Origin of the sequence: Streptomyces thermocarboxydus, assembly GCF_024760485.1 — a bacterium.
GTDB lineage: Bacteria > Actinomycetota > Actinomycetes > Streptomycetales > Streptomycetaceae > Streptomyces > Streptomyces cellulosae.
The window spans coordinates 6,524,186-6,551,129 of the sequence record NZ_CP058273.1 but is presented as its reverse complement, the minus strand read 5'-3'; the positions used below and the strand labels follow the sequence as shown (position 1 = coordinate 6,551,129).

Here is a 26,944-nt window from a genome sequence, read left to right as displayed (position 1 = left end):
AGGGCCGTCCCACTCGTAAAGGAAACGCCATGACCCGCGTGCTCATCACCGGTTTCGCCCCCTTCGGCGGCGAGAGCGTGAACCCGTCCTGGCAGGCGGCCTCCCTCGTGGCCGCCGAGCCGCCCGCCGGGCTCACGGTCACCGCCACCGAACTCCCCTGCGTCTTCGGCGAGTCCATCGACGCGCTGCGCGACGCCATCCGGACCTCGTCCCCCGATCTGGTGGTCTGCCTGGGCCAGGCGGGCGGCCGCCCCGGCGTCACCGTGGAGCGCGTGGGCATCAACGTCGACGACGCGCGTATCCCCGACAACGCGGGCAACCAGCCCATCGACGAACCGGTCGTCCCGGGCGGCCCCGCCGCGTACTTCTCCACCCTGCCCGTGAAGGCCTGCGTCGCCGCGATGCGCGAGGCCGGCGTCCCGGCCGCCGTCTCCAACACCGCCGGCACGTTCGTCTGCAACCACATCGCCTACGGCCTCGGCCACCTCATCGCCACCGAGTTCCCGCACGTGCGCGGCGGTTTCGTGCACGTCCCCTGGGCGCCCGAGCAGGTCACCGACGGCGCCTCCCCGGCCCTGGAGCCCGCCACGGTCGCCCGGGGGGTGCGCGCCCTGCTGGTCGCCGCCGTCAACACGCCCGCGGACCAGGACCTGAAGGTCACCGAGGGAGCCACCCACTGATGCCGCTCACCGCGTACGCGGCCGGCTTCGCGCGGCTCGCCCTCGCGAACATCACCCGGGAGTACCCCAACTTCCCCGCGCACCTGGTGAGCTCACCGGAGGAGAACGTCGGGCCGAGCGCCCTGCATCCGGCCTTCTACGGCGCCTACGACTGGCACTCCTCGGTCCACATGCACTGGCTGCTCGTCCGGCTGCTGCGCCGCCACGGGGGAACGGCCGCGTTCCCGGACACCGCGCCGGCCATCGCCGTACTGGACCGGCACCTCACCCCGGAGAACATCGCCGCCGAAGCCGCCTACCTCCTCGGCCGGCCCTCCTTCGAGCGCCCGTACGGCTGGGCCTGGCTGGTGGCGCTCGCCGCCGAGTGCCGGGCGTACGGAGGCGCGGCGGGCGCCCGCTGGGCCGAGGCGCTGGCGCCGGGGGTCGCCGCCGTCGACCGGCTGCTGGCCGACTGGCTGCCGAAGGCCACGTACCCCGTGCGCCACGGCAACCATCCCAACAGCGCCTTCGCGCTGGGGCTGATCCTCGACGCCGGGGAGGTGTCGGACGCGACCACCGAGGCCGTACGAGAACGGCTGCTGGCGTGGTTCGCCGACGACCACGACGCGCCCGCGCACTGGGAGCCGTCCGGGCAGGACTTCCTGTCCCCGGCGCTGACCGAGGCCGACGCGATGCGCAGGGTGCTGGAGCGGGAGCGGTTCGCCGAGTGGCTCGACCGCTTTCTGCCCGCGCTGCGCTCCGGCGCGCCCTGCCCGCTGCTGGAGGTCCCGGTGGTCTCCGACCACGCCGACCCGCAGATCGGGCATCTGCTGGGCCTCGCCCTCAGCAGGGCCGCCGCGCTGCGCTCGATCGCGGCGGCGCTGCCGGACGGCCCGGTCCGCACGCGCCTGGCCGAGGCGGCCGGGGCCCACCTCGCCGCGGGCCTGCCCGCGGTGCGGCGCGGCGACTTCACCACGGACCACTGGCTGGCCACGTTCGCCGCGCTGGCTCTTGACGCGGGACATGGTGTGCCGGTGTAGCGCCGCTCGGCGGCCGGTCGTCCGCCGAGGCGGGACCGCGTCCGCCGCGTCCCCGGGCTTCCCGCGGCCAGCCGAACGGCGGTGTCATGAGGCGGCGTTGGCCGGGAAGCGGGCTTCGTCCGCTTCCCGGCCAACGCCGCCTTGAAGAGCCTCGCGGCTCCGCAGGGGCGGCGGACCGCTTCGGGCGGGGGCCGCCCGGAACTGCCTGCCGGGCAGGCGGTTCCCCCTCAGTCCCGTGCCGGAACGGCCATTTCCCCGAGCAGTGACCAACCCTCCTGCGGAACCGTGACGTTGACGATCTCCGGGGTCCGTACGAGGTGGGGCGGCAGGGTGCTCCGTGCCTTGGTGAAGTGGTCCGAGGTGACGTGGGCCTCGCCGGCCTCGTCGTCGCGGAAGGCTTCGACCAGCACGTAGACCGTGGGGTCCTCGACACTGCGGGACCAGTCGAACCACAGGCATCCGGGCTCGGCGCGGGTGGCCTGGGTGAACTCGCGGGTGATGTCCGGCCAGGCGTCGGCGTGTTCGGGCAGAACGTGGAACTTGGCGGTGATGAAGATCATGGGGGGTCTCCCTGAGGCGTATCGGTCGGCGATCCGTTCACGGCACGAGAATGGCCCGGCCCCGCACCCGTCCGGCGTCGAGGTCGTCCAGGGCGTCCTGGAAGCGGTCGAGGGGGTATGCGGTGGTGTGCAGCCGCACCTTGCCCCGAGCCGCGAGCACCATCAGTTCGCACAGGTCGTTGTAGGACCCGACCAGGTTTCCGATGAAGTTGATCTCGGCCGAGATGATGTCGATGGTGGGTACGTCGATGTTCTCGCCGTAGCCCACCACATGGTAGTCGCCCGCACGGCGCAGCATGCGCACGCCGTCGCGCGTGGCGCCGCCCTCGCCGACGAAGTCGATCACGGCTTCGGCTCCGCGCCCGCCGGTGAGGGCGAGGACCTCCTCGACCTGGTTGCCGCCGCTCATGACGCCATGGTCCGCCCCGATCGAGAGGGCCAGCTTCAGCGCGTCGGGATTCCGGTCGACGACCACGATCTCGGCGGCGGTCAGCGCCTTGAGGACCTGCACGCCGATGTGTCCGAGTCCGCCCGCGCCGATGACCACGCACCGGTCGCCCGGGCGGAGACGGCGGGCGGCCTTGGCCACGGCGTGGTAGGCGGTGAGACCGGCGTCGGCCAGCGCCGCGACGTCGGCGGGTTCCAGGGAGTCGTCGATACGGACGACGCTGCGGGCGGAGGTCTTGAGGTACTCGGCGTAACCGCCGGCGGTGTCGATGCCGGGGAAGAGGCTCTGCTCGCAGTGCACGTCGTCGCCCGAGCGGCACGCCCGGCACAGCCCGCAGGTGATCAGCGGGTGGACGATGACCTTGTCGCCCTCGGCGACGTTGGTGACCGCACTGCCCACGGCGTGCACCCAGCCGGCGTTCTCGTGCCCGATCGTGTACGGCAGCGTGACGCCCGACTTCTCGGCCCACTGGCCCTCGAGGATGTGCAGATCGGTGCGGCAGACGCCGGCCCCGCCGATCTTCACGATCACGTCGTACGGGCCGGTGACCGTGGGGGACGGTACGTCTGCCAGCTCGAGGTTGCGGTGGTATCCGACGACCTGGACTGCCTTCACGGGGTGTGCTCCTTCTCGGGGGTGATGAGTGTGCTGTCTTCCTGGCGGGGCGACTGGTCGTGGGCGGCGTCCGGGTAGCGGGTACGCAGAAGGGCTCGGCAGAAGTGCGCGTTGCCGTCGATCGACAGGCGGACCGACCGGGCGAAGCGCAGCCGCAACGGGATCTCGCCCGCCTGGTAGGGCAGTCCATGGTCGTCGACCATGACGGGGTCGGACGGTGCTGTGCCGAGTCCCAGGGCCTCGCGGCGTTGCAGCAGCGCGCGGGTCGCTTCGGTGCTCGGCAGATCGCCGAGCACGATGCCGTGGAGTCGTTCCTCGGTGAGCGAGGCGTCCTGCCGCAGCAGCGCGGTGAGCGCGCGTTCCATCGCGGCGGCATGGGCTTTGCGGCGGAAGATCAGCCGCAGTTCCTCGAGGTCGTTGTCCGCCTCGGCTCCGAAGGTCCCGCGGTAGCCGGCGTCCGCGGCCAGTCCGCGGTTGATCAGGTCCGAGTCGTGATGGTCGTCGAGCAGCACCGTGACCGTGCCGACCCCGGGCAGGGCCGTCAGGACGTCTTTCGCGTCGGACGCCATGAGGTAGGCGAAGTTCGGCGCGCAGAACGAGGTCGGCAGCCGCAGGTGCACGGTCAGCCGGTGATCGCCGTCGGCCTCGACGGACCGTACGAAACCGAGGTCCGTGATCGGTTCGTCCAGCTCAGGGTCGAGGACCTCGGCGAGCGCCTGCCGGGCCCGCTCCTCCAGCGTCGTGGCGCGCTTCTCGCGCGCCGGGGCGTGCGCGGCCATCTCACACCCCCGCCGGCTGTGCCAGGGCGAGTTCGGCGGGGACCGGAATGTCGTACAGGGCAGCGGCGTTCAGCCCGAGGATCTTCTTCTTCTGTTCCACGGTGATCGGCGGGTACTCCCCCTGCATGTCCTCGGGGATCTGGAAGTCGACGAACCTCTCGATCAGCCAGCGGGGCGTCCACAGCGCGTAGTCGCTGGAGAACTGGATGCGGTTCTCGTCGAGCCAGAACAGGAGCTCGCCGAGAATCTGCGCGAAGTACCGGGGACGGCGGTGGATGAAGGGCATGGCGACCGCGAGACCGGCGTGCACGTTCGGTTCCTGCGTGGCGATCCAGCAGAAGTCCTCGAGACGGGGCAGTCCGCAGTGCTCGACGACGAAGTTCAGTTCCGGGAAGTCGCTCGCGGCCTTGTCGACATCCGCGACGTCGAACGCGTCCCTGTCGAGCGGCCGGATCGTCGGACCCTTGTGGATGTGGATGTTCTTGATGCCCAGTTCCTGGGCTGCTTCCAGATACCGGTACGACCATGTGTCGTCGAGTTTGTAGCCGCGTGAGTCGCCGTGCCATTCCGCGGTGTACAGCTTGGCGCCCTTGAGCCCGAAACGCGCCGCGTCCCGGCGGAGCTGTTCGATCCCCTTCTGCTCGAGACGCGGGTCCCAGCAGTGGTTGTAGGTCAGCCGGTCGGGGTGCTGCTGCGCCAGCGCGAAGGCTTCCTCGGCCTGGCCGAAGCCGCTGTCGAAGAACGCTCCGAGATGGGCGGGCTGGAAGATCGCATGGTCGACGTGCCCGTCGTCGAAGAGGTCCTTCATCAGGCGCCGGCCGCCGTAGTAGAGGAAGTCCTCGTACGGCCACAGCTCGGCTTCCGGGCTGAGGTTGCGGTGATAGTCGTAGAAGCAGTCGATGAACTGCTTGCCGTGGATGTTCAGCTGGTTCGAGGGGCGCGCGTCCCACAGTGCGACGTGCGCGTCCACGATGAAGTAGTTCTCGCCGTCCTTGGCGTACATGTCGGTCTCCGTCCCGGTGACGACCGTGTTCCGGAGAGCGACGTTAGGCAGAGTCCCGGCAGCGGGGCAGGCTCGTGCTGTCTCACTTTGAGACAGCCGGCGGGGAACGCCGGCCGGCACCCCCGTCGTAGCCTGTGCGCAGATCGACGCACGGGCTCAGTGTGGAGGCCGCAGTGGACCAGAACCGCATTCCGGCGCCCGTCGCCCGCCACGGGGACGAGGCGACGGCCGCAGAGACAGCCCTGCTGACGCCCCGTCTGCAGGCGTCATGGCAGCGCAGCCGACGGTACGGCCTGACTCCGGAGGACCTGCGGCCCGACTTCACGGGCACGGTGGACACCGAGTCCCTGCTCTACGAATGCGGCCACGAGGTGCTTCAGGGGCTCAAGGACACGCTGGCCGGCGAACCGGTCGGCATGACACTCACCAACAGCGACGGCTTGGTGCTGTTCCGGTTGTGCGGCGACTCCTCGGTCAGCCGGTCCCTCGACCGGGTCAACCTCGCCCCCGGCTTCTCCTTCTCCGAGAGCAACGCAGGCACCAACGGGATGGGCCTCGCCCTCGCCGACCGCGCACCCTCGCTGGTACGCGCCGAGGAGCACTACTGCACCCTCCTGCGGCAGTACACCTGCGCCGCGGTACCCGTGCTCGACCCCCTCACCGGGGAACTCGCGGGCAGCGTCAACCTCACCACGTGGTCGGACCGTTCGTCGAAGCTGCTCCTGGCGCTGGCGCAGGCGGCGGCAGGGAACACGGCCGCCCTGATGCTCGCCCGCACCACCGGCAGGAAGCCGCGTCCGGCTCCTCGCGGCGAGGTGTTCCAGGTGTTCGCGCACCGGGCCCGGCCGGGGAACCCGCCCCCCGTCCTCTCCTCACGCTGGACGGACGCGGTCGCGGAAGCCCGTACCGCCCTGGCCGAGGGCCGGCTCCTCGCCGTGGTGGGAGAGCCGGGAACGGGCAAGTCGACCCTTGCGGCCCTCGCCCGGCGGCAGGTGCGGTCCCGGGAACGCATTCTGTGCGCCCGTCCCCCGCTGCCCGGCGACATCACGCCGTGGACGAGGATCTGGGCTCCGGAGCTGGCCAAGACAGACACCTGCGTCATCATCACGGGGGTCCACACCCTGCCCGCGTGGGCAGCCGAGGACCTGGCCGAGCTGCTCTCCGGCGGAGCGCGCGGGAACACCACGGGCCAGCACCCGTACCCGCACCCGGCCGTCATCACCGCCGAGGACTACGCGAGCATCCCCCAGGCCCTGCGCTCACTGGTCGGCGCCGTGGTGGAGGCCCCCACCCTGCGTTCCCGCCCCGACGACATACTTCCCCTGGCGGACCACTTCGCGCGCGGGCTCCGAGGCCGTCCCGTCACCTTCTCCCCCGCGGCCGCCCAGGCGCTGACCACCTGTCACTGGCCGGAGAACACCAGGCAGCTCCGGCGGATCGTGTGCGACGCCGCTTCCCGCACCGATGTCGTCGACCTCCGGCACCTCCCCGGCGAGGTCTTCGTCGGCACGCCTCATCGGCTGAGCCGGATCCAGGCCCTGGAACGGGACGAGATCATCAGGTGTCTCACCGAACCGGCCACCACGGTGGCGCAGGCCGCGGACGCCCTCGGCATGAGCCGGGCGACCATCTACCGCAAGATCGCCCAGTACGACATCACCATCCCCTCCCGTACCCGCTGACCAGGGACGACCCGTCCCTGGTCAGGAGAAGTGAACGGATCACTGCGCGGGGAGTTCGCCGGGACCGGGTGCGCGATCCCGCAGCGCGACGATCACCGACACGACGGCGCCGCAGGAGAGGACCGTCGCGAAACCGATCATCGCGGTCTGCACGGCGACGTACCGCAGGGCCATGCTGAACAGGACGGCCGGCAGGCCCATCCCCAGGTACGCGACGACGAAGAACACGGCGAGGACCCCCGCGCGCGAGGCGGGCTCGGCCACGGAACCGGCCCGTTCGACGCCTCCCTTGAACAGCAGCCCGGAGCCGGCTCCCGACAGGGACACGGCGACCAGGTAGAGCCAGAGCACCGGGTGGTGGAGGGCGACGGCGCACAGGAGCAGCCCGGCCGGGAAGACCACTGCCCCCACGGTCAGGAGCCGGGACAGCGGGAGGCGGCCCAGCACCAGTTGGGCGGCCGCCGCGGAACCGAACATGAGGAAGGCCGCCAGGCCGACCACGAGGTGCGAGTCGGTGTGCAGACTGCCGTGCAGCACGCTCGCCCCGAGGGAGGAGATCAGGCCGAGGATCGCGAAGGCGAAGGCGCCCAGCGCGCCGGCCGCGCCGAACGCCCGTCGGCCGCCGGGGCGCAGGACGAACCTGCTGGGCGGTCGGGCCGCGGACGGCTCGGGGTGCACGGTCTCCGGGGTGCACAGCACCAGCGCCAGGCACACCGCCATGGCGAGCGTGAAGATCACCTGGGCGGTGATCAGGGGCGCGGGAAGCCACTCGGCGACGGCTCCGGCGATCAGGGGGCCTGAGGCGAGGCCGCCGAGGTTGGCGGCGGTGGCCACGATGCCGGGCACCACGGAACCCGTCCGCTCCGGACGCGCCTCGTGGTGGAGGTCGTGCAGATACGTGGTCGCGGTCGAGGCCATCAGCCCCAGTCCGACACCGTTCAGGACCCGGCCCGCGATCAGCCCCGGCAGGTCCCGCCACACGATCAGCACGAGCGACGCCACGATCCCGACCAGGAGCGCCGGGACGACGATGCGCCGCCGGCCGAGCCGGTCCGACAGGTGCCCCAGTCCCAGGAAGGCGCCCGCCGCACCCACGACCATCGAGGCGTACGCCACCGTGACCGTGGTCGCGCCGAAGTGGTCCCGCGCCTCGTACAGCGGCCACAACGGGGTCGGCGCGGTACCGAAGGCCATCAGCGCGGTGAAGGCCACCGCCACGAACCAGAAGCCGGTCGCGTGCGAGGCCCGGCGCCGCGCGGGGGCGCGGGGCGGCAGGCCGGCGGGGGCGCGTACCTGGATCTGTGGGGTCGGGCCGCCGGGAGCGTCGGCTGCGGGACGGCTCAGCGGCGTCGGTACGGCAGGCAGGGGTACCCCTCCTCGGATGGAAGCGGATGACGCTTTCCATCCTCCTCACCAGCGAGGATCAATGCCAACGAATGTTTTTGCTGGGTGCGAGCAATGCGAGAGATACTTCTTCTGTGGAGCTACGTCAGCTGGAGCACTTCGTCGCGGTCGCCGAGGAGCTGAGCTTCACACGCGCCGCCCGTCGCCTGCACGTGGTGCAGTCGGCCGTGTCCGCCGCGATCCGCTCCCTGGAGCGTGAGCTGGGCTGCGCGCTGTTCGAGCGCACGTCGCAGCGGGTCCGGCTCACCGGAGCGGGCGCGGCGCTGCTGCCGGAGGCCCGGGCCACCCTGCGCTCCGCCGAGACGGCCCAGGACGCCGTGCGCGCCGCGCAGGACACGCTGCGCGGCACCGTGAACGTGGGCGCGATGGCCTCGGTCGAGGTGGTGGACCTGCCGGCGCTCCTCGGGCAGCTGCACGCGCGGCATCCCGCGATCGACGTGCGGCTGCGGCTGGCGACGACCGGCTCCGCGGGGCTGGCGCACGCTCTGCTCGGCGGAGACCTGGACGTGGCCTTCCTGTCGCTGCCCGAGCGCAAACCCGCCGGGATCGACGCCCGGGAGCTGGCCACCGTGCCGCTCGTCCTGGTGGTGAGCGCCGGCCATCCGCTCGCGCGGCGGGGCAAGTTGACACTCGCGGACCTCACGGGGGAGCCCTTTGTGGACTTCCCGCCGGGCTACGGCAATCGCGAGGTGGTCGACCGGGCGTTCGCGGCGGCGGGCGTCGCACGCCGCGTGGCGCTGGAAGTACCCGACATCGACATGGGGGCGGCACTGGTCCGGCACGGTCTGGGCATCGCCTTCCTGCCCGCGTTCGCCGTCGCCCGCACCCCCGGCCTGCACGTCCTGGACGTTCACGGCACCGAGCTCCGCTGGAGCATGCATCTCGGCACGTCGTTGACGCGGCGGCCCAGCTCGGCCCTGCGGGCGCTGCTCGACCTGGTCGACCTCCACGTCGTCGCCCTGTGACGCCCGGCCCACCGTGTGCGCCTCGTACCCGCACGGCCACGGGGGACCGGCGGTCCGCGGAGTCCGTGCGGCTGCGAGATCAGCTGTCCAGCTCCTCCTCGACCGGCGGTTTCGGCACCTCGCGGAAATGCTGGGACTGTCCGGGCCTGCCGCCCTTCCGGGCCTGCTCGGCCCGCTGAGCCGGGCTCAGCCCCAGGTCGGAGTCGGGGTCCACACGGACCGACCGGGCCACCTCCTCGCGGTTGGCGTACTGCTCGGCCGGAATGCCGCGCAGCGCCTTGACGACGTCCGGCGGCGCGCCCTTCCGGCTCGCCTCTTCGATCAGCGTGTCCTTGCCGGCGGGGAAGTCGACATCCTTGACGGCCTCCACCACGTCCCGGGCGCTCGTACTGTGCGTCATGGCTCCTTCTCCCTCGTCGGAATCCGGAATCTGGGGCCACCCGGGTAACCGGCAAGGAGCGCTCACTCACCTCCCGCACCCACCGGATTTCACCGGTTTGCCGGTCCGCTCCGGGACCCGGGGATCCGCGGTCGCGGTGCCGGCGTCAGGAGCGTGCGAGCCGGGCCGCGAGATAGGGCGCGGTGGCGCTGCGGCGGGCCCTCGCCACCTTGGCCGGCGGACCCGCCGCGATCACCCGTCCGCCCGCGTCACCGCCGCCGGGACCGAGGTCGACGACCCAGTCGGCGGTGGTGATCGTGTCCAGGTCGTGCTCGACGAGGACGACCGTGTTGCCGGCGTCGACGAGCCGGTGCAGCTGTCGCAGCAGCAGCGCGACGTCCGAGGGGTGCAGCCCGGCTGTCGGCTCGTCGAGCAGGTAGAGCGCGTGCCCGCGGCGGGCGCGCTGCAGCTCCGTGGCCAGTTTGATGCGCTGCGCCTCACCGCCGCTGAGCTCCGTCGCGGGCTGACCCAGCCGCAGATAGCCCAGTCCCACCTCGCGCAGCGTCTCCAGACTGCGGGACGCGGCCGGGACCTCCGACAGGAACGCGGCGGCGTCGTCGACGGACAGCGCGAGCACGTCCGCGATGTTCTTGCCGCGATAGGTGACGTCCAGCGTCTCGGCGTTGTACCGGGCGCCGTGGCAGGTCGGGCACGGCGCGTAGGTGCCGGGCAGGAACAGCAGTTCCACCGCGACGAACCCCTCGCCCTGACAGGTCTCGCACCGCCCTTCGGGCACGTTGAAGGAGAACCGCCCGGCCGAGTAGCCCCGCGCCCTGGCTTCGTCCGTCGCCGCGTACAGCTTGCGCACCGCATCGAACATCCCGGTATAGGTGGCCAGGTTCGACCGGGGGGTCCGGCCGATGGGCCGTTGGTCGACCCGGACCAGCCGGTCGAACGACTCGACCCCCGACGCGTCCTGGACGTCGACCTCCAGACGCGCCTCGCCGGGTTCCTCGGGCGTGAGTCCGAGGTGACGGCGGACGACCTCGGCGAGCACCTGTGTCACCAGCGTCGACTTCCCGGAGCCGGACACGCCCGTCACCGCCGTCAGCACACGGAGCGGTACGTCGACGGACACGTCCCGCAGATTGTGGCGGGAGACGCCGCGCAGGTGCAGCCAGCCGTGCGGGGTGCGCGGCCGGTGGTCGAGGGGCTGGGCGCGCCCGAACAGATACCGGGCGGTGGCCGACTCCCCGACCCGCTCGAGACCGGCGACCGGTCCGCTGTACAGCACGCGGCCGCCGCCCTCGCCCGCGCCGGGTCCGATGTCGACCACCCAGTCCGCCCGCCGGACGACGTCCATGTCGTGCTCCACGACGAACAGCGAGTTGCCCGCCGCCTTGAGGCGGTCCAGTACGTCCAGCAGCGGTTCGGCGTCGGCCGGGTGCAGGCCGGCGGAGGGTTCGTCGAGGACGTAGACGACGCCGAACAGCCCGGAGCGCAGCTGGGTGGCGATCCGCAGGCGCTGCGCCTCGCCGGGCGACAGGGTCGTCGAGCGGCGCCCCAGGCTGAGATATCCCAGGCCCAGGTCGAGCAGGACGTCGATCCGCGCGACCAGATCACCGCAGATCCGGACCGCGACCTCGGTCGTCTCCCCGGACCGGGCGGTCGACGTGGTGGCGTCGGCCTCGGACCGCCTGGCGACGGGCCGCAGCAGCGCCACGACCTCGGTGAGCGGCATCGCGTTGATCTCGGCGATGGAACGTCCGGCGAAGGTCACGGCGAGCGCCTCGGGCCGCAGTCCGCTGCCGTCACAGGCGGGGCAGGGCACACTCCTGACGAACCGGAGCGCCCGTTCGCGCATCCTCTCGCTCTTGGAGTCGGCGAGGACGTGCATGACGTGCTTGCGTGCGCTCCAGAACGTTCCCCGGTAGCCGTGGTCGACGCGGCCCTCCTCCGGCTCGACGTACACGGAGGGCTGCTCGTCCGTGTAGAGCAGCCAGTCACGGACCTTCTTGCCGAGCCTGCGCCACGGCCGGTCGATGTCGATCCCCAGGCCTTTCACGACACTGCGCAGGTTGGCGCCCTGCCAGGCGCCCGGCCAGGCGGCGATCGCCCCCTCGCGGATGCTCAGCGAGGGGTCCGGGACGAGCAGGTCCTCGGCGACGTCGTGCACGACGCCCAGTCCATGGCACTCGGGGCAGGCGCCGGCCGCGGTGTTGGGTGAGAACGACTCGGCCTCCAGCCGTGCGGCGCCGGGCGGATAGGTGCCGGCGCGGGAGTACAGCATGCGCAGCAGGTTGGACAGCGTGGTGAGGGTGCCGACCGTCGAGCGCGAGCTGGGCGACCCGCGTCGCTGCTGCAGGGCCACGGCCGGCGGCAGTCCGGTGATCTCCCGCACGTGCGGCGCGCCGGCCTGTTGCAGCAGTCGTCGGGCATACGGCGCCACGGACTCGAAGTAGCGCCGCTGGGCCTCCGCGTAAAGGGTGCCGAAGGCGAGCGAGGACTTGCCCGAACCGGAGACGCCGGTGAAGGCGACCATCGCGTTGCGCGGAACGTCGACATCGATGTTCCGCAGGTTGTTCTCACCGGCGCCCCGGACATGCACGAAGGGGTCCGTCGCGTCCTCGTTCACCCCTCCTGATTACCTGATCGCGCCCCGAACCGCGCGACGGGCGCGTCACCGGCTCCGGCGTGGGCGAGCCGGCACGGACCGGCTCGCCCACCCTCTGCCGGCCCCGGAACGGCAGTCGAACGGTACGGGTACTGGAACGCTCAGGCAGGGGGTCCGGTCACCGGACGCTGCCCGCGGCCGGCGCGGCTTCCTGCGGGGTGCCGGCCTCGGGCGTCGACCGCTCCCTGACGGCCAGCATGATGAGGCATCCCGTGAACGGGCCGGCGGCCAGCGCGAGGAAGGCCGCGCTGAAGGAACCGGTCGCGGAGAACACCATGCCCACCACGACGGGCACCACCACGCTGCCCAGTTGCCAGGTGGCGTTCGCGATGCCGGACGCGGAGCCCGTCACCGAGGGCGGTACCAGCCTGGGCACCAGGGCGACGACCAGCGGGGTCCAGCCGTAGGCCGCCGCCCCCAGCAGCGGGGCGAGCCAGATGAGCGCGTTCGGGTTGCCGAGCTCGCCGAAGCACACCAGCGTGCCGCCGAACACCGCGAGGATCGCGATCGTGGGTGTTCTGCGGGCGCCTCCGAAGAAACGGTCCGTGACGTATCCGACCGCCGGTTTCACGGCGATGGCGGTGACCGCGAAGACGGACACGACCAGTCCGGCGGTGGCCGGGGTGACCGAGTGTCCCTTGATCATCAGGGCGTTCGCCCAGGTGATGAACCCGTACAGACCCCAGAAGCCGCAGAATCCGGTCAGGCAGGTCAGAACGAGGCTGCGGTTGCGCACCAGGGCGCCCAGGTCGAGCCGGCGTGCGGGGCGGTCGCTCCTGGACTCGTCGGCGTCGAGCATCGGGCCGGGCCGTACCAGGAAGAAGAGCAGCCCGGCCAGCACGATGGAGACGATGCCGAACGTGTGGTACGAGGTGTGCCAGCTGTACTTGGCGATCATGGCGGGGACCACGGTGTTGGCTATGGCCGTGCCGAGGGACGTGGCGGTGGTGAACAGTCCCATGGGCAGACCGAGGCTCGCCGCGGGGAACCAGCTGGTGATGAGCCGGATGCCGGCCGAGTAGTCGGCGCCGGCGAAGAGCCCGACCAGCGCCTGGAGGGCGATGCCCACCGTCGCCGACGTGGTCGAGCCGAAGGCGGTCATGCCGATGCCCGCGCCCAGCAGGGAGACGGTCAGCATGATGCGGCCGCCGTAGCGGTCCACGCCCATGCCGCCCAGGGCGTTGGAGACGACGTAACCGACGTAGTAGGCGGTGGCGAAGGCTCCGAGACTCGCCAGGGGTACGGCGAGACTCTCTCCGACGAAGACCGAGGCCGGGCCCCAGGTGGAGCGGTCGATGGACGTGAGGGTGAAGGAGACCCAGCAGGCGATCAGGACGACCCAGCGGTACGGCGACGGCGGCGGGTGGTCGGACGGCTGGGCAGGCTTGTGTGACGACAGGTTCACCGTTGAACCTCCGTGGGTGTGGGATCGGGGGTACCGCTCTCGGGCGGTCAGAGATCCAGCACCAGGCGGCGTGAGGCGCAGCCGCCGACGCAGATCATCATGGTGTTGCCGGCGGCCCGTTCCTTCTCGCTGAGGATGGTGTCCTGATGGACGGGCTTGCCCGCGAGCACCTTGGTCTCGCACGTGCCGCAGAAGCCTTCCTCGCAGGAGTACAGGACGTCGGGCCGGACCGCGCGCACGGCCTCGAGGATGGAGGTTCCGGGCTCGACGGTCACGGTCTCGCCGGTGCGGGCGAGTTCGACCTCGAACGCGGCGGCGGGGGTGGTGTCCTCGTCGTCCGGGGCCGGTGCGGGGGGCTGAGCGGCGGTGAACTGCTCGGTGATCAGGGTGAGACCGGCGCGGTCGGACTCGACCGCAGCGCGCAGGGCGGTGAGCATGCCCGAGGGGCCGCAGGCGTAGAGCAGGCTGTCCTCGGGGGCCTCGCGCACGATGTCGTGCAGGGGCAGGGGGCCTTCCGCGCTGTCGCTGCGCAGGGTGAGGGACGCGCCCGCCTGGTGGGCGAGGTCGCGGAGCTCCCGGGCGAACGCCATGGTGTCGGGGCGTCGTCCGCCGTAGTGCAGTGACCAGGGGACGCCGTGCCGGGTGGCGTGGCGGGCCATGGCCAGGACGGGGGTGATGCCGATGCCGCCGGCGACGAAGACATAGCGGGCGGCGGGCCGGAGTGCGAAGTGGTTGCGGGGGCCGCGCAGGGCGAGGGTTGTGCCGACGAGCGCGGTGTCGTGGAGTTCGGCGGATCCGCCGCGGCCCGCGCTTTCGCGGAGCACGGCGATCGTGTAGTGCGGGTCGGCGGGGTCGCCGCACAGGGAGTACTGCCGGATCAGGCCGGAGGGCAGGCGCACATCGATGTGCGCGCCCGCCTCCCAGCCGGGCAGGGTTTCGCCCGCGGTGGGCGAGAGCACCATGGAGATCACCTGGTCGGCTTCCAGGCGGACTTGGGTGACGACGGCCTGGATCCAGTCGGTGTCCGTCATGGTCGGCCTGCCTTTCTTCAGATCGTGCCGTGGCCGGCGGTCTGCGGACCGCCGCGCAGCACCCGCAGCAGTGCGACGGCGGGTGACATGCCGGAGAGGACCACGACGGTGTCGGCGGCGGCACGCAGTTCGGCTGCCGCGCTGCGGGCTTCGGAGCCGTGCCAGCCGCGGTCGGGGCTGATGACGATCGCGCCGACCAGGGCGCCGGAGGCGCGGGCCGAGGCGCCGACACGGGTGGCGAGGCCGGCTTCGACGGCGGCGAGGTCGTGGGTCAGCATGACCACGACGTCGGGGCGGAAGTCCGTGCCGCCCAGGGGCGTGTCGGTGCCGGAGACGGTGATGCCGTCGAGCGCGTCGTGCGGCGCCGGGCTGGTGACGGCGGTCCGGGAGCGCGGTTCGAGGGGGACGAGGAGTACGTCGGCCTGGTAGGACCGGTGGGAGCGGGAGGCTGGCGGCATGCCGGCGAGCCCTCCTTCCGGGTGCGCGGACGGATCAGACGGAGACGAAGTCCTCGCCGGGGCGGACGACGAGGGCGTCCTTGGCGCCTTCCTGGAAGGGGACGGACCGGGGCAGCAGCACCGAGGCCGACCGCACCCGGTGGTGCTCGGCCCGGTCACCCGGCAGCGGTTCGTCCTTGGCGGCGGTCTCGGCGGCCGCGAGGAGACGGCGGCGGGCCAGGATGATCGCGGCGTCGGACGTGCCGAGGCGCTCCTTGGTGCGGTCGACGATGGGGCCCATGCTCTCCTGCAGGGAGAAGTCCTGCGCGGCGATGCCCTCGACGCCGCTGAAGCTGCGCTTGTCCTTCTGCGCCTGACGGTCGACCAGGTAGTCGTTGGTCTTGTTCGCTGCCGTGCGGTAGGTGCCGGGCAGGTACTTGGCGTGGATGCCCTCGCCGCGGCGCATCGCGTCGAGTTCGTCCTCCCGCAGGGGACGGGTGGGGTGGTAGTTGATGCTCCAGGCCCAGCAGGTCTCGTCGTCGATGGGCACCCAGGCGTGGCCGCCCAGCGGGTTGTGGGTGCCGAACGGCGGGATGATCGTGTACCAGGGCATGATCCACTGGGTGATGCGCCAGTAGTAGTTCTCCTCGTCCGCCTCGCGGCGGGCGCCGATCAGCAGACCGCCGTCGGACTCGATGACCTCGAACTTGGGCCGGGTGTCCGCCTTGAGGTACTCGATGCCGGGGGTGCCGGCGTGCATGGGGTCGTCGTCCATGTTGAAGCGGTGGGCGAAGGACACGTGGCTGGAGTCGATTCCGCCCTCCATGGCCTGCATGAAGTTGGACTCCTGCAGCCGCTTGGAGACGAAGACGTTCTCGGGCGGCAGGGTGGCCCACTCCAGCTCGGGCAGCTCGGGCTTCAGCTCCGGCGGGCCCATGTAGGTCCAGATGACGCCTCCGAGCTCGACGCAGGGGTAGGCCGTCTGCTTGATCTTCTCGTGGAAGCGGCTGGCGGGCGGCTCGGACGGCATGTCGACGCAGTTGCCCTCGACGTCGTACTTCCAGCCGTGGTAGGCGCAGCGCAGACCGCACTCCTCGTTGCGGCCGAAGAACAGGGACGCGGTGCGGTGGCTGCAGAACTCGTCGAGCAGACCGATACGGCCCTGGGTGTCGCGGAAGGCGATCAGGTTCTCCCCCATCAGCGTCACCCGGACCGGCGGGCAGTCGGGCTCGGGGATCTCCTCGGCGAGCAGCGCGGGGATCCAGTAGCGGCGCAGCAGGGTGCCCATCTCGGTGCCCCGGTCGGTGCGGACCAGGCGTTCGTTCTGTTCGGGCGTCAGCATGTGCTTCTCTCCTTCTCGGTGGTCAGGGGTGCGGGGTGTCGGGCCGGACGACGATGTGCGGTGAGGACGGTCCGGCGCCGGCCGCGAGCCGGGTGAGCATGTCGCCCACCTCGTCGAGGGGGATGTCGACGGTGGGCACGTGCTCCAGCCCCGACGTGCCGTCGGCCAGCGAGGCGATGGCACGGCCGATCGCCTCCGGGGGCCGGCCGCGGACCGCGGTCAGGGTCAGACAGCGGCGGATCATCGCCGCGGAGTCGGCCGGGACGGCGGCCGGCTGCTTCGGGGTGGTCAGCACCAGGCGGCCGCCGTGTCCCAGCAGGTCCACGGCGACGTCGACGACGCCCGGGTCGGAGCCGCTGGTGTCGACGACGAGGTCGCAGGAGGCGCCGCCCAGGGCCGCCCGTACGGCCGCGCCCCAGTCCCCGGACTCCTCGGCCGTGACCGCGGTGGCGCCCAGCGCCTCGGCCATGCCCAGCCGTTCGGCGTCCCGGGGCAGGCCCACGACGACGACCTCGCCCGCCTCGCCCAGGCGGGCCGCGGCGGTCACGGCGAGGCCGTGGTAGCCGGGGCCGAGCACGACGACGTTCTCCCCGGCCGCGAGCCGGCCGGCCCGCAGGACCCAGTCGACGGCGTTGGCGTACGGCAGGACCCAGGCCGCCAGCTCCTCCGGCAGCCGCTCGGGCAGCCGGTGCAGGACGGCGTTCTCCGGGAGGAACATGTACTCGGCGTTGCCGCCGAAGAGCGCGGGGTCCTCGCCGGCCGGCACCGTGCCGATCCGCCGGCCGCCGCCCCACAGGTCGGTCTGCGGGCACAGGCGGTAGGCGCCGGACACGCAGCGGGGGCACTCGCCGCAGGGCAGGTACTCCTCCACCACGACCCGGTCCCCGGGTCCGAGCTGCCAGCGGTGCGCCGCCTCCGGTCCTACGGCCGCGATCCGGCCGACGACGTGATGCCCGAGCACCGTCTCGGCGGCGACTCCGCGGTGGAACAGGCCGACGTCGGTGCCGCAGATCCCGGACGCGGTGACCCGCAGCCAGCCTTCCCGGGGTCCGGCGGCCCGCAGCGGGAACGTCCGCAGCTCACTGCGGGCGCCCGGCAGCGCGACGCTCGCCCGTGCCGCTTGCGGCAGCGGGGTCGTGCCGGTGTCTCCGGAGGCCGTTGAACGAGGGGCAATCGGTGGTGAACCGCCCACCTCACCCTCCTTACTATCGCTGTGCGATAACGGCTTATCGCTCTGTGATTTCGATACAGTAGGGCGGGAGACGACAGGCGTCAATGGACGGAAGTGCGGAGGAGCGGTGGCACCCTCGAAGGCGGGCGCGGACAGCGGACGCAGGGCTCTGGAGTTGTTGTTCGCCTTCACCGAACAGCGGCCGGTGGCCACGGTCCGTCAACTGGCGGAGGACCTGGGCATTCCGGTGCCGACGGCCCACCGCTACGTGGCGCTGCTGCGCGACATGGGCCTGATCGAGGAGGGCGACCGGGGGCAGTACCACCTCACGATGCGGGTGGCGGCGCTCGGGCGTGCCGCCCGGCGGGCGACCCCGCTGGTGGACGTGGCCGAGCCGTTCATGCGTGAGCTGTCGGAGAGCACCCAGGAGACGGTGATCCTCAGCCGGCTGGTGCACGGACTGCCGGTGTGCATCCACCGTGTGGAGAGCCTGCGTCCGTTCCGGCTGTCGTTCGAGCCGGGGCAGCGACTGCCCGCCCTGCGGGGCGCCAGTGTCCGTCTGCTGCTCGGCGACCTGTCCGTCGCGGAGCGCCGGCGCCACATCGAGCAGGCCCTCGCCGTCGGCGAACTCCCCCCGGTCAACGGCCCCGAGGCGTTCCTCGCCGAGATCGACCACGCGGTGCGGCAGGGCTGGGAGGTGAGCCGCGAGGAGATCGACGAGGGCGTCTGGGCGGCCTCCGCCCCGGTCAAGGAAGGGTCGCAGATCGTGGCGGCCCTGTCGGCCCCGTGCCCCGCCTTCCGCCTCGACGAGGCGCAACGCGAGTCGATCATCGAGCAGGTGGTGAAGACGGCGGACAGGATTTCGCAGGCGCTGAGTACGTGAGGGGGCGTCATGGGGGCGCGGGGCCCGGCCCGTAGGCGGGGGCGTCGGCGAGGGCCGGTCGCGGGAGGGCCGTCGCGACGACGCCGGCCCTGTGGCCCCCGGCCGGCGCGGCCGCCGGAGTCACGAGGTCCAGGCGACCGTACCGGCGCGCGCCACTGAACCCGCCACCGGGCCGGCACCCGCCACCCGAGAGGTGCGTGACCCCCGCGGGACGACAGACGCCTCGCGCGATACTCCGGGGCCGCAGGCATGCTGACGCCGCGTATGAGCTCGCGCCGCAGACCCCGGACGACGGCGCAGCCGACTCGGCGCGCAGGGCCGCCGGGCAACCGGGCAACCGGGCAACCGGGCAACCGGGCAACCGGGCAACCGGGCCGCCGGCCGGACGCCACCAGACCCGCCACCGGCCACCGGCCACCCGACAAGGCCGTGATCCGCTCACGGCGGCAGACACCCCTCGCGAAACGCCATAGCCACCGGCACGCTGACGCCGCGTAAAACCTCGCGCCGCAGACCCCGGACGACGGCGCAGCCGACTCGGCGCGCCAGGCAACCGGGCCGCCGGCCGGACGCCACCAGACCCGCCACCGGCCACCGGCCACCCGCCACCCGACAAGCCCGTGATCCGCTCACGGCGACAGACACCCCGCGCGAAACGCCATAGCCACCGGCACGCTGACGCCGCGTAAGACCTCGCGCCGCAGACCCCGGACGGCGGCGCAGCCGGCCCAGGCCGCCGGGCCACGCCGGGGTGCATGGACGCAGCACCCCCAACCTCACAGCATGCGGCCGATCCTCTCCGCGTGGTCCTGGAGTACGGGCAGGAACTGGTCGTACATGTCCTCCAGCGAGATCCGTGCCGTGAAGGCGCTCACGCTCAGCGCGGCCCTGATCTCGCCCTCCGCGTCCCTCACCGGTGTGGCCATCGAGCGCATGCCGAGTTCCAGTTCCTCGTCGGTGACGGCGGCGCCTCCCTCCCGGACGCCCAGGATCTGGCGCCTGATCTCCTCGACGTCGACGAGCGACTTGGGCGTACGCGGCTGGGGCCGGCAGTCCGCCAGGTACGCGTCCAGTTCCGCGTCCGGCAGGGCCGCCAGCAGGACCCTGCCGGTCGCCGAGCCGCAGGCGGCGAGGCGGGTGCCGACCCGGACGCCCGCGGAGACGACCCGCTCGGTCTCCGCCCTGGCCACGAACACCGCCGCCCCGTCGTCGTACACGGCGAGCGAGACCGACTCCCCCAACGCCTCGCGTGCGGACACCAGATGGGGCTGCGCGAGACGGGGCAGCGGGTCGGTGCGCGCGTAGGACTGGCCGAGCCTCGCCATCCGCGGCGTGGGGCGGAAGTGCTTCCCGTCGTGCGCGAGATAGCCGAGCTCGGTCAGCGTCAGCAGACAGCGGCGCGCCGTGGCGCGCGTCAGCCCCGTGGCCTGGGCCGCCTCGGAGACCGTCAGCGTGGCACGCGAACGCCCGAACGCCTCGATCACGGCGAGCCCTTTGGCCAGCCCGGCCATGCCTTCCGGAGCGCGCGGACGCGGAGCACTTCCCTCCGGAACCTTGACAGCACTCCTCGTAGTCGGCTTATCTGTTCGCGTATTGGCCATGCGTTCGTTATACGAACAAATCCTGGAGTTGTCAACACCCGGGACATGGCACCCCGCGTCGAGCAAGCCCGGTCCGCCGCGCCCGCCACCGCGGTGCACCCGAAGAGACCGGAAGAAGGAGCAACCTTGACGAGCACCCTGCCCGAAAGCTCCGCGAAGACGGAGCAGGGCCGCCCGGAGTGGCCCGAGGAGCTCACGCGCGTCCCGTACTGGGTCTTCCAGCGCCAGGACGTGTACCGGGAGGAGCAGCAGAACCTGTTCCGCGGCCCCTACTGGAGCTACCTCTGCCTGGAGGCCGAGGTCCCGCAGCCCGGTGACTACCGGACGACGTTCGTCGGAGACACCCCCGTCATCGTCTGCCGCGACGAGGACGGCGAGCTCTACGGCTTCGAGAACCGGTGCGCCCACCGCGGCGCCCTGCTCGCCCTCGACGACCGCGGCAGCAACGCCAAGGACTTCACCTGCGTCTACCACGCCTGGAGCTACAGCCTCCAGGGTGACCTGACCGGCGTCGCCTTCAAGGACGGCATCAAGGGCCAGGGCGGCATGCCGAAGTACTTCTGCCTGGAGGACCACGGCCCGCGCAAGCTACGGCTCGCCGTCCTGCACGGCCTGGTCTTCGGCAGCTTCGACGAGGACGTGCCCGACATCGAGGAGTACCTCGGCGACGAGATCCTCAGCCGGATCGAGCGGGTGCTCGGCGGCCGCACCCCGGTCGTCCTCGGCCGCTTCACCCAGCTGCTGCCGAACAACTGGAAGCTCTACATGGAGAACGTCAAGGACTCCTACCACGCGAGCATCCTGCACCTGTTCTTCACCACGTTCGGCATCAACCGCCTCGGCCAGCGCGGCGGGATCGTCGTCAGCGAGAGCGGCGCCCACCACGTCAGCTACTCCGCCATCGACCGTGAGGCGGAGCAGGACGCCGGCTACTCCGACCAGAACATCCGGTCCGACAGCGACTACTCGCTCGCCGACCCCTCGCTCCTCGACGGGTTCAGCGAGGTGGGCGACGACACCACCCTGCAGATCCTCTCCGTCTTCCCCGGCTTCGTGCTCCAGCAGATCCAGAACTCCGTGGCGGTCCGCCAGATCCTGCCCCGCGGCGTCGAGTCGACCCGCCTGAACTGGACCTACCTCGGCTTCGAGGAGGACACCCCGGAGCAGCGCACCGTGCGGCTCAAGCAGGCCAACCTGGTCGGCCCCGCCGGCTACATCTCGATGGAGGACGGCTGCGTGGGCGGGTTCGTCCAGCGCGGAATCGCCGGCGCCTCCGACGAGGAGGCCGTGCTGGAGATGGGCGGCGCGTCGGCCGCGTCCAGCGAGAGCCGGGTCACCGAGGCGTCCGTCCGCGGCTTCTGGAAGGCGTACCGCGAAGGCATGCACCTGCGACAGGAGAAGGACAAGTGACCGTGACCGTGGACGCCTTCCGGCTCATCAGCCGCGCCCAGGGCGAGTACGCCCGCTGCATCGACGACGGCCGCATGGAGGACTGGCCCGGGTTCTTCGAGGAGGACTGCCACTACCGCATCACCACGGCCGCGAACCACAGCGAGGGGCTGCAGGCCGGCGTGATCTGGGCCGACAACCGCCGCATGCTCACCGACCGGGTCTCCGCCCTGCTCGAGGCCAACATCTACGAGGCGCACACCTACCGGCACATCCTCGGCCAGCCCGCGATCCTGGAGGAGTCGGACGAGGGCGCGCGCAGCGAGACCGGCTTCCTCGTCGTGCGCGTCATGCGCGACGGCAGCTCCGACATCTTCGCCACCGGGCGCTACCTGGACCGTTACCGGTTCCACGGGGACCGGGCGCGTCTCGCCGAGCGGGTCGTGGTCTGCGACAGCTCCACCATCGACACCTTGCTGGCGCTGCCGCTGTGACCCCCTCGGACACGACACCACCCGGCCGCATCCTCGTCACCATCGGGGACCCCAACGGCGTCGGGCCGGAGGTCGCCGTGAAGGCCTGCCAGGCGCTGGCGGACGACCCCGACCCCGGGCTCCGGCCCGTGCTCGTCGGGGACGCCCTGGTCGTGCGGCACTACGCGGACCGGGCCGGCCTCACCGTCCGCGAGACGGACGGCACCGACGAGCCGGAGGAGGGGACGGTGGACCTCATCCACGTGCCGGCCCTTCACCCGCAGGCGTTCCGGCCCGGGACGGTCCACGCGGCGGCCGGCGCGGCCACCGTGACCTATCTGGGCGAGGCGGTCCGGGCGGTCCAGGAGGGCCGTGGGCGGGGCATCGTCGGATGCCCCCACTCGGAGACGGCGATCAGGGCCGCGTCCATCGCCTTCTCCGGGTATCCCTCCCTGCTGGCCCGGCTCAGCGGCAAACTCCCGGACCTCGTGTTCCTGATGCTGGTGGGCGGAGGTCTGCGGATCGTCCACGCGACGCTCCACGAACGGCTGGTGGACGCGGTGTCCCGGCTGACGCCGGAGCTGGTGGAGGGCGCGGGACGGGCGGCGGTGGACTTCCTCACCTCGACCGGGGTGGAGTCGCCGAGGATCGCCGTGTTCGGGATCAACCCGCACGCCGGCGAGGACGGGCTGTTCGGCGACGACGACCAGCGGATCACCGTTCCCGCCGTGGAGCGTCTGCGGGCCGCGGGCATCGACGCCCACGGCCCGGTCGGCGCCGACATCATGCTCGGCCACCGGAGCGGCTCGGAGCGGTACGACGCCTTCGTCGCCATGTACCACGACCAGGGCCACATCCCGGTGAAGCTGCTCGCCGGGCGTACGGCCGCGGCCGTGTCCGTCGGCGGAGGCATCGCCTTCTCCAGCGTGGGGCACGGCACGGCCTTCGACATCGCGGGGCGCGGGGTCGCCGACCCGGCGGCGGTGATCCAGGCCGTCCGCCTGGTCGGCTCGGCGACGCCCGCCCTCCCGCACCTTCGTCTCGTGGAGGAACAGCCATGACCCATCAGGTGGATGTGGCCGGCACCGGCATCAGCTTCCCCTGCGAGCCGGACGAAACCGTGCTCGACGCCGCCGAACGCGCCGGATACGCGATCCCGTACTCATGCCGCAAGGGCGTCTGTTCGACCTGCGAGGGCGGGCTGACGTCGGGGCAGGCGCAGGTGCGCGGGCGGGGAACCGTCGAGGGCCCGGCGGAGGCCGTCCTGCTGTGCCAGGCGCGCCCTTGCTCGGACCTCGGCATCGCGCCCCGGCGCATCACCGAGCGGGGCGCCCCGGCCCGCCAGACGGTGACGGTGAAGGTCCATCGCGTCACCCGGCCCGCGGCGGACGTGGTGGCCCTCCAGCTGAGGCTGCCGACGGGGCGGCGCGCCAAGTTCACGGCGGGGCAGTACCTCAAGGTCCTCCTGCCGGACGGCGACAGCCGCAACTACTCGATGGCCAACCCCCCGCACCAGAACGACAGCGTGCACCTGCACGTCCGGGTCGTGCCCGGGGGCCGCTTCTCCGAGGGCGTCGTCGCGGATCTCGCGAAGGGCGACCAGCTCATCGTCGAACTGCCCTACGGGGAGTTCACCGTCGACGACGAGTCCGACCGGCCGGCGATCGTCGTGGCCACCGGCACGGGATTCGCCCCGGTCAAGTCCGTCGTGGAGGACCACATCCGGCGCCGCGTCGACCGCCCGCTGCACCTGTACTGGGGAGGCCGCGGGGAAGAGGATCTCTACCTGCGCGACCTCGCCGAGGGCTGGTCGGCCCGTCTGCCGTGGTTCTCCTTCACGCCCGTCCTCTCGGACGCGGGCCCCGGCTGGTCCGGCCGTACGGGCTGGGTCCACCGGGCGGTCCTGGAGGACCATCCGGACCTGAGCGGCCACGAGGTCTATGCCTGCGGCAGCCCGATGATGACGGACGCCGCACGCAAGGACTTCGTCGAGCGCGCAGTCCTGGACCCGGAACGCTTCCACTGCGACGCCTTCGTCCCGTCCGGCGAGCCCGCGGTACCGGTGGCCTGACCGCCCCTGCCGAACGGCGCTGCGCTTCCGCACCGAGCGGGGCGGCGGCGCCGTTCACCCCACCCTTCCTTCTCTCCCCAAGCCACCCCCCGCGTCGCACCCGCATCGCACCCGTACCGTCCCCGTACGGGCGTCCCGGCCCGAATCGAGGCACTCATGTCTCAGCAACCCCTGCGACTGCACCTCCCGGACTTCGTCGACGAACGCCGCATGACCCCCTACCAGTTCCGGGTGGTCGCCCTGTGCGGTCTCGTCATGTTCATCGACGGCTTCGACACCCAGGCCATCAGTTACATGGCCCCCCACATCGCGGACGAGTGGGGGCTGTCCCGGAACGCGCTCGGACCGATGTTCTCGGCCGCGCTGGTCGGCCTGATGGTCGGCTACATGGCCCTGTCCCCGCTGTCGGACCGGTTCGGCCACAAACGTCTCGTCGTCGCCGCCACAGCCGTCTTCGGCCTCACCACCCTGGGCGCCCTCTGGGCGGGCAACGTCACCGAACTCGTCGTGCTGCGCTTCGTCACCGGCATGGGGCTCGGCGCGGCCGCCCCGAGCGCGGTGGCCCTCACCGGCGAGTTCAGTCCGAAGCGGCTCCGGGCCACCTTCGTACTCGCCATCTACTGCGGCTTCTCCGTCGGCTTCGTCGTCGCCGGGCTCGCCGCGGGATGGCTCATCGAGGACCACGGCTGGCGTTCGCTGCTGTGGGCCGGCGCCGCGGCGCCCATCGTGCTGATCCCGTTCCTGGTCCGCTGGCTGCCCGAGTCCCCGGTCTTCATGATCCGGCGGAACGTCGCCCCGGAGCGCGTCTACGCCGTCTTCCGCCGGATCGACGGCACACTCCCGCCGTCCCTGCCCGGGCAGACGGAACCCGTCTTCAGCGTCGAGGAGAACGACAGCGGCCAACGCACCGCGTTCAGCAGCCTGTTCACCCGTAAATGGCTGTGGGGCACCGTGCTGCTGTGGCTGGTCTTCATGATCAACCTGGCCGAGTTCTACGCCCTGCAGAGCTGGCTCCCCAGCATCATGACCGACCTCGGCCACCCGATGAACGTGGTCGTCGCCGCCACCACGCTGACCACGGTGGGCGGCATCGCCGCCGCGTTCGTCACCGGCCCGTCCATGGACCGGCTGGGGCCCTACCGGACGCTGGCCGTCCTCTACCTGGTGGGCTTCGGCTGCCTGGCCCTGACCGGCGTCGCCTTCCACGCGCCCCTGTGGGTGCTGCTGACGGCGAACTTCTTCGCCGGCTGCTGCGTCAGCGGCGGCCAGAAGAGCCTGATCGCGCTGGCAGCCGTCTTCTACCCGGCCCCGATGCGCTCCACCGGCGTCGGCTGGGCGCTGGGCGTCGGACGCGTCGGCGGCATCCTCGGACCGATCCTGGTCGGGGCGGCGCTCACCCTGAACTGGTCGCCGAGCGCCGTGTTCTACGCGATGGCCGTGCCGATGCTGGCGGCCGGCGTCACGGTGGCCCTGCTCGGCATGCGCTACGGCCCCTCACGACAGGGTGCCGACCGGACCGACCCGGCGCCGGACACGGAAGCGCCGTCGCTCAGCCACGGCGCCGGCCCGGCCGTGGGCCAGGGGCCCTCGGTCTGAGGCCCTTCGCGGTGCCCCGTCCCCCGGGCGGTGGCGGGGCGCCGCCACCACATTCGTCCACCGACCATCCATCCACGAGAGGGGACACCCGGGTGGGCACCTCCGCCTTCGACAAGGACCGGCGCCCGGTTCCGCGGACCTTCGGTCTCACGCTGACGCTCTCGATGGGCGCCGGCCCACTCGCCCTGTACACCCTCACCGCGACCGCGCCCCTGGTGACCGCGGACCTCGGCATCGGCGGGGCCCAGCTCGGCGTGCTCCCCGCGACGGCCTTCGTCCTGGCGGCGTTGGTGTCCCCCTTCGCGGGACGGTACACGGACCGCCTGAGCGGGAAGGTGGTGCTCGCCGTCCTGTTCACGGGCGCGGGCCTCGCCCTCCTCGGTGTCGCGGCGGCTCCCTCGTACGGCTGGCTGCTGGTCGCCGTGGCGCTCAGCGGCGCGACGCAGGCCCTGTCCAACCCTGTGACCAACCAGCTCATCGCGGCACATGTGTCCCAGGGGCAGCGGGGCGGGCTGATGGGCGTCAAACAGTCCGGCGTCCAGATGAGCCAGTTCGGGGCCGGCCTTCTCCTGCCGAGCGTCGCCCTGTGGTGGGGATGGCGCGGCGCCGCCCTGGCCGCCGCGGTGGTCGCCGTGGCGGGGCTGGTCATGGTGCGCGGCGCGGTGCCCGCCGTGCCGCCGAGCCCCTCCCGGGGTACGGGACACCGGCTCGCGGCCCTTCCGGCCGGGGTGTGGTGGCTCACCGGCTACGCCCTCGCGTCCGGTGCCGCGATTCAGGCCACCAACGTCTATCTGCCGCTCTACGCGTTCGAGCGGCTGGAGATGCCCGTGCGGGCGGCCGGTCTCACCGTCGCCGTGGCCGGCGGGGTGGGCCTGGTGGCCCGTATCGCCTGGGGACGTTCGGCGGACCGCGTACGCAATCCGTACCCTCTGCTGGCCGTCCTGGCCTCCGTGTCCGCACTCGCCGTCGGCGGCCTCATGGTGGCCGACACCCTGGACGCGCCCGCGCTGGTGTGGGCCGGCGCCGCGGTGTTCGGCGCGAGCGGCATCGCCGCCAACGTGGTGATCATGCTGGCCCTGGTGCGGACGACGCCCCTGAACGTGGTGGGCTCGGCGTCCGGGGTACTGGCCGTCGGCCTCTATCTCGGTTTCGCCCTGGGCCCGGTGTGCTTCGGCCTGGTCGCCGACGCGGCCGGCTCCTACGGGCCGGCCTGGTCAGGAGTGCTCGCCGCCAATGTGGTGGCGGCGGGCGTGGCGTTCGCCGGACGCCGTGTCCATCGTGCGGAGCGTCGCACCCCGGCCGCCGGGGCGCCGCCCGGCACGGCATGAGCGACGATC

The 26,944-nt window shown here is 72.1% G+C and carries 24 protein-coding genes; 11 read left to right on the top strand and 13 right to left on the bottom strand.

The genetic code is table 11. The features are described 5' to 3' along the window. Positions 1–29 precede the first annotated feature (29 nt). On the top strand, positions 30–680 hold the full coding sequence (gene pcp, locus AY578_RS29930) for a pyroglutamyl-peptidase I (RefSeq protein WP_019521444.1): 651 nt from the start codon (positions 30–32) through the stop codon (positions 678–680). Next, entirely contained in the window at positions 680–1,699 is a 1,020-nt protein-coding gene (locus tag AY578_RS29925; protein WP_019521445.1) for a DUF2891 domain-containing protein, read from the top strand. The genes pcp and AY578_RS29925 overlap by 1 nt, the downstream gene beginning before the upstream one ends. Positions 1,700–1,926: 227 nt before the next feature. Here the strand turns inward: AY578_RS29925 and AY578_RS29920 are convergent, their stop codons facing one another. The 4 genes from AY578_RS29920 to AY578_RS29905 are packed head-to-tail and all read right to left on the bottom strand — an operon-like array spanning position 1,927 to position 5,104. After that, positions 1,927–2,259 (bottom strand): putative quinol monooxygenase, encoded by a 333-nt coding sequence (locus AY578_RS29920; RefSeq protein WP_258906367.1) that lies wholly within the window; start codon positions 2,257–2,259, stop codon positions 1,927–1,929. Between the two features lie 37 nt (positions 2,260–2,296). Then, entirely contained in the window at positions 2,297–3,322 is a 1,026-nt protein-coding gene (locus AY578_RS29915; RefSeq protein WP_019521447.1) for an NAD(P)-dependent alcohol dehydrogenase, read from the bottom strand. After that, positions 3,319–4,101 (bottom strand): metal-sulfur cluster assembly factor, encoded by a 783-nt coding sequence (locus AY578_RS29910; RefSeq protein ID WP_215187826.1) that lies wholly within the window; start codon positions 4,099–4,101, stop codon positions 3,319–3,321. The genes AY578_RS29915 and AY578_RS29910 overlap by 4 nt, the downstream gene beginning before the upstream one ends. A 1-nt stretch (position 4,102) precedes the next feature. Further along, entirely contained in the window at positions 4,103–5,104 is a 1,002-nt protein-coding gene (locus tag AY578_RS29905; RefSeq protein ID WP_019521449.1) for an amidohydrolase family protein, read from the bottom strand. A gap of 173 nt (positions 5,105–5,277) precedes the next feature. Here AY578_RS29905 and AY578_RS29900 point away from each other — a divergent pair, with 173 nt between their 5' ends. After that, positions 5,278–6,786, top strand: a complete 1,509-nt coding sequence (locus AY578_RS29900) for an AAA-type ATPase lid domain-containing protein (RefSeq protein ID WP_215047910.1) — start codon at positions 5,278–5,280, stop codon at positions 6,784–6,786. A gap of 39 nt (positions 6,787–6,825) precedes the next feature. On the opposite strand, the gene AY578_RS29895 is transcribed toward AY578_RS29900, so the two are convergent. Further along, positions 6,826–8,061: an MFS transporter gene (locus AY578_RS29895; RefSeq protein ID WP_272919652.1), complete on the bottom strand. Its 1,236-nt coding sequence runs from the start codon at positions 8,059–8,061 to the stop codon at positions 6,826–6,828. 203 nt (positions 8,062–8,264) lie between these two features. Between AY578_RS29895 and AY578_RS29890 the strand changes: the two genes are divergently transcribed. Beyond that, complete coding sequence (locus AY578_RS29890) at positions 8,265–9,155, top strand: LysR family transcriptional regulator (RefSeq protein ID WP_215187825.1); 891 nt, start codon at positions 8,265–8,267, stop codon at positions 9,153–9,155. A 79-nt stretch (positions 9,156–9,234) separates the two neighbouring features. On the opposite strand, the gene AY578_RS29885 is transcribed toward AY578_RS29890, so the two are convergent. The 7 genes from AY578_RS29885 to AY578_RS29855 all read right to left on the bottom strand — a co-directional run bounded on the left by AY578_RS29885 (position 9,235) and on the right by AY578_RS29855 (position 17,615). Beyond that, positions 9,235–9,555, bottom strand: a complete 321-nt coding sequence (locus AY578_RS29885) for a DUF2795 domain-containing protein (RefSeq protein ID WP_019521453.1) — start codon at positions 9,553–9,555, stop codon at positions 9,235–9,237. Between the two features lie 145 nt (positions 9,556–9,700). Beyond that, complete coding sequence (gene uvrA / locus AY578_RS29880; protein ID WP_215187824.1) at positions 9,701–12,169, bottom strand: excinuclease ABC subunit UvrA; 2,469 nt, start codon at positions 12,167–12,169, stop codon at positions 9,701–9,703. 157 nt (positions 12,170–12,326) lie between these two features. Beyond that, positions 12,327–13,613, bottom strand: coding sequence for an MFS transporter (locus tag AY578_RS29875; protein ID WP_019521455.1), 1,287 nt, complete (start codon positions 13,611–13,613; stop codon positions 12,327–12,329). A 47-nt stretch (positions 13,614–13,660) separates the two neighbouring features. Next, entirely contained in the window at positions 13,661–14,644 is a 984-nt protein-coding gene (locus AY578_RS29870) for a PDR/VanB family oxidoreductase (protein WP_258906360.1), read from the bottom strand. Positions 14,645–14,661: 17 nt separating this feature from the next. Then, positions 14,662–15,102 carry a hypothetical protein gene (locus tag AY578_RS29865; protein WP_258906359.1) on the bottom strand — a complete coding sequence of 147 codons (441 nt, stop codon included), beginning with the start codon at positions 15,100–15,102 and terminating at the stop codon, positions 14,662–14,664. Positions 15,103–15,136: 34 nt separating this feature from the next. Beyond that, positions 15,137–16,423 carry a Rieske 2Fe-2S domain-containing protein gene (locus tag AY578_RS29860; RefSeq protein ID WP_258906356.1) on the bottom strand — a complete coding sequence of 429 codons (1,287 nt, stop codon included), beginning with the start codon at positions 16,421–16,423 and terminating at the stop codon, positions 15,137–15,139. A 22-nt stretch (positions 16,424–16,445) separates the two neighbouring features. After that, on the bottom strand, positions 16,446–17,615 hold the full coding sequence (locus AY578_RS29855) for a zinc-dependent alcohol dehydrogenase (RefSeq protein WP_019521459.1): 1,170 nt from the start codon (positions 17,613–17,615) through the stop codon (positions 16,446–16,448). Between the two features lie 106 nt (positions 17,616–17,721). On the opposite strand from AY578_RS29855, the gene AY578_RS29850 reads away from it, so the two are divergent. After that, positions 17,722–18,477 carry an IclR family transcriptional regulator gene (locus tag AY578_RS29850; protein ID WP_051101550.1) on the top strand — a complete coding sequence of 252 codons (756 nt, stop codon included), beginning with the start codon at positions 17,722–17,724 and terminating at the stop codon, positions 18,475–18,477. Positions 18,478–19,253: 776 nt separating this feature from the next. Here AY578_RS29850 and AY578_RS29845 read toward each other — a convergent pair. Further along, a complete protein-coding gene (locus AY578_RS29845) occupies positions 19,254–19,988 on the bottom strand; it encodes an IclR family transcriptional regulator domain-containing protein (RefSeq protein ID WP_019521461.1) in 735 nt (244 codons plus the stop codon). 216 nt (positions 19,989–20,204) lie between these two features. On the opposite strand from AY578_RS29845, the gene AY578_RS29840 reads away from it, so the two are divergent. The 6 genes from AY578_RS29840 (at position 20,205) to AY578_RS29810 (ending at position 26,935) form a co-directional block, all read left to right on the top strand. Next, positions 20,205–21,488: an aromatic ring-hydroxylating dioxygenase subunit alpha gene (locus AY578_RS29840; protein WP_019521462.1), complete on the top strand. Its 1,284-nt coding sequence runs from the start codon at positions 20,205–20,207 to the stop codon at positions 21,486–21,488. Beyond that, entirely contained in the window at positions 21,485–21,961 is a 477-nt protein-coding gene (locus tag AY578_RS29835; protein ID WP_019521463.1) for an aromatic-ring-hydroxylating dioxygenase subunit beta, read from the top strand. Before AY578_RS29840 ends, AY578_RS29835 begins: the two co-directional genes overlap by 4 nt. After that, positions 21,958–23,001, top strand: a complete 1,044-nt coding sequence (locus tag AY578_RS29830; RefSeq protein ID WP_258906353.1) for a PdxA family dehydrogenase — start codon at positions 21,958–21,960, stop codon at positions 22,999–23,001. Before AY578_RS29835 ends, AY578_RS29830 begins: the two co-directional genes overlap by 4 nt. Further along, a complete protein-coding gene (locus AY578_RS29820) occupies positions 22,998–24,011 on the top strand; it encodes a 2Fe-2S iron-sulfur cluster-binding protein (protein ID WP_337590626.1) in 1,014 nt (337 codons plus the stop codon). Before AY578_RS29830 ends, AY578_RS29820 begins: the two co-directional genes overlap by 4 nt. Before the next feature lie 156 nt (positions 24,012–24,167). After that, positions 24,168–25,607, top strand: coding sequence for an MFS transporter (locus tag AY578_RS29815; protein ID WP_019521466.1), 1,440 nt, complete (start codon positions 24,168–24,170; stop codon positions 25,605–25,607). Between the two features lie 92 nt (positions 25,608–25,699). Further along, on the top strand, positions 25,700–26,935 hold the full coding sequence (locus AY578_RS29810) for an MFS transporter (RefSeq protein ID WP_019521467.1): 1,236 nt from the start codon (positions 25,700–25,702) through the stop codon (positions 26,933–26,935). The last annotated feature ends 9 nt before the right edge of the window (positions 26,936–26,944 follow it).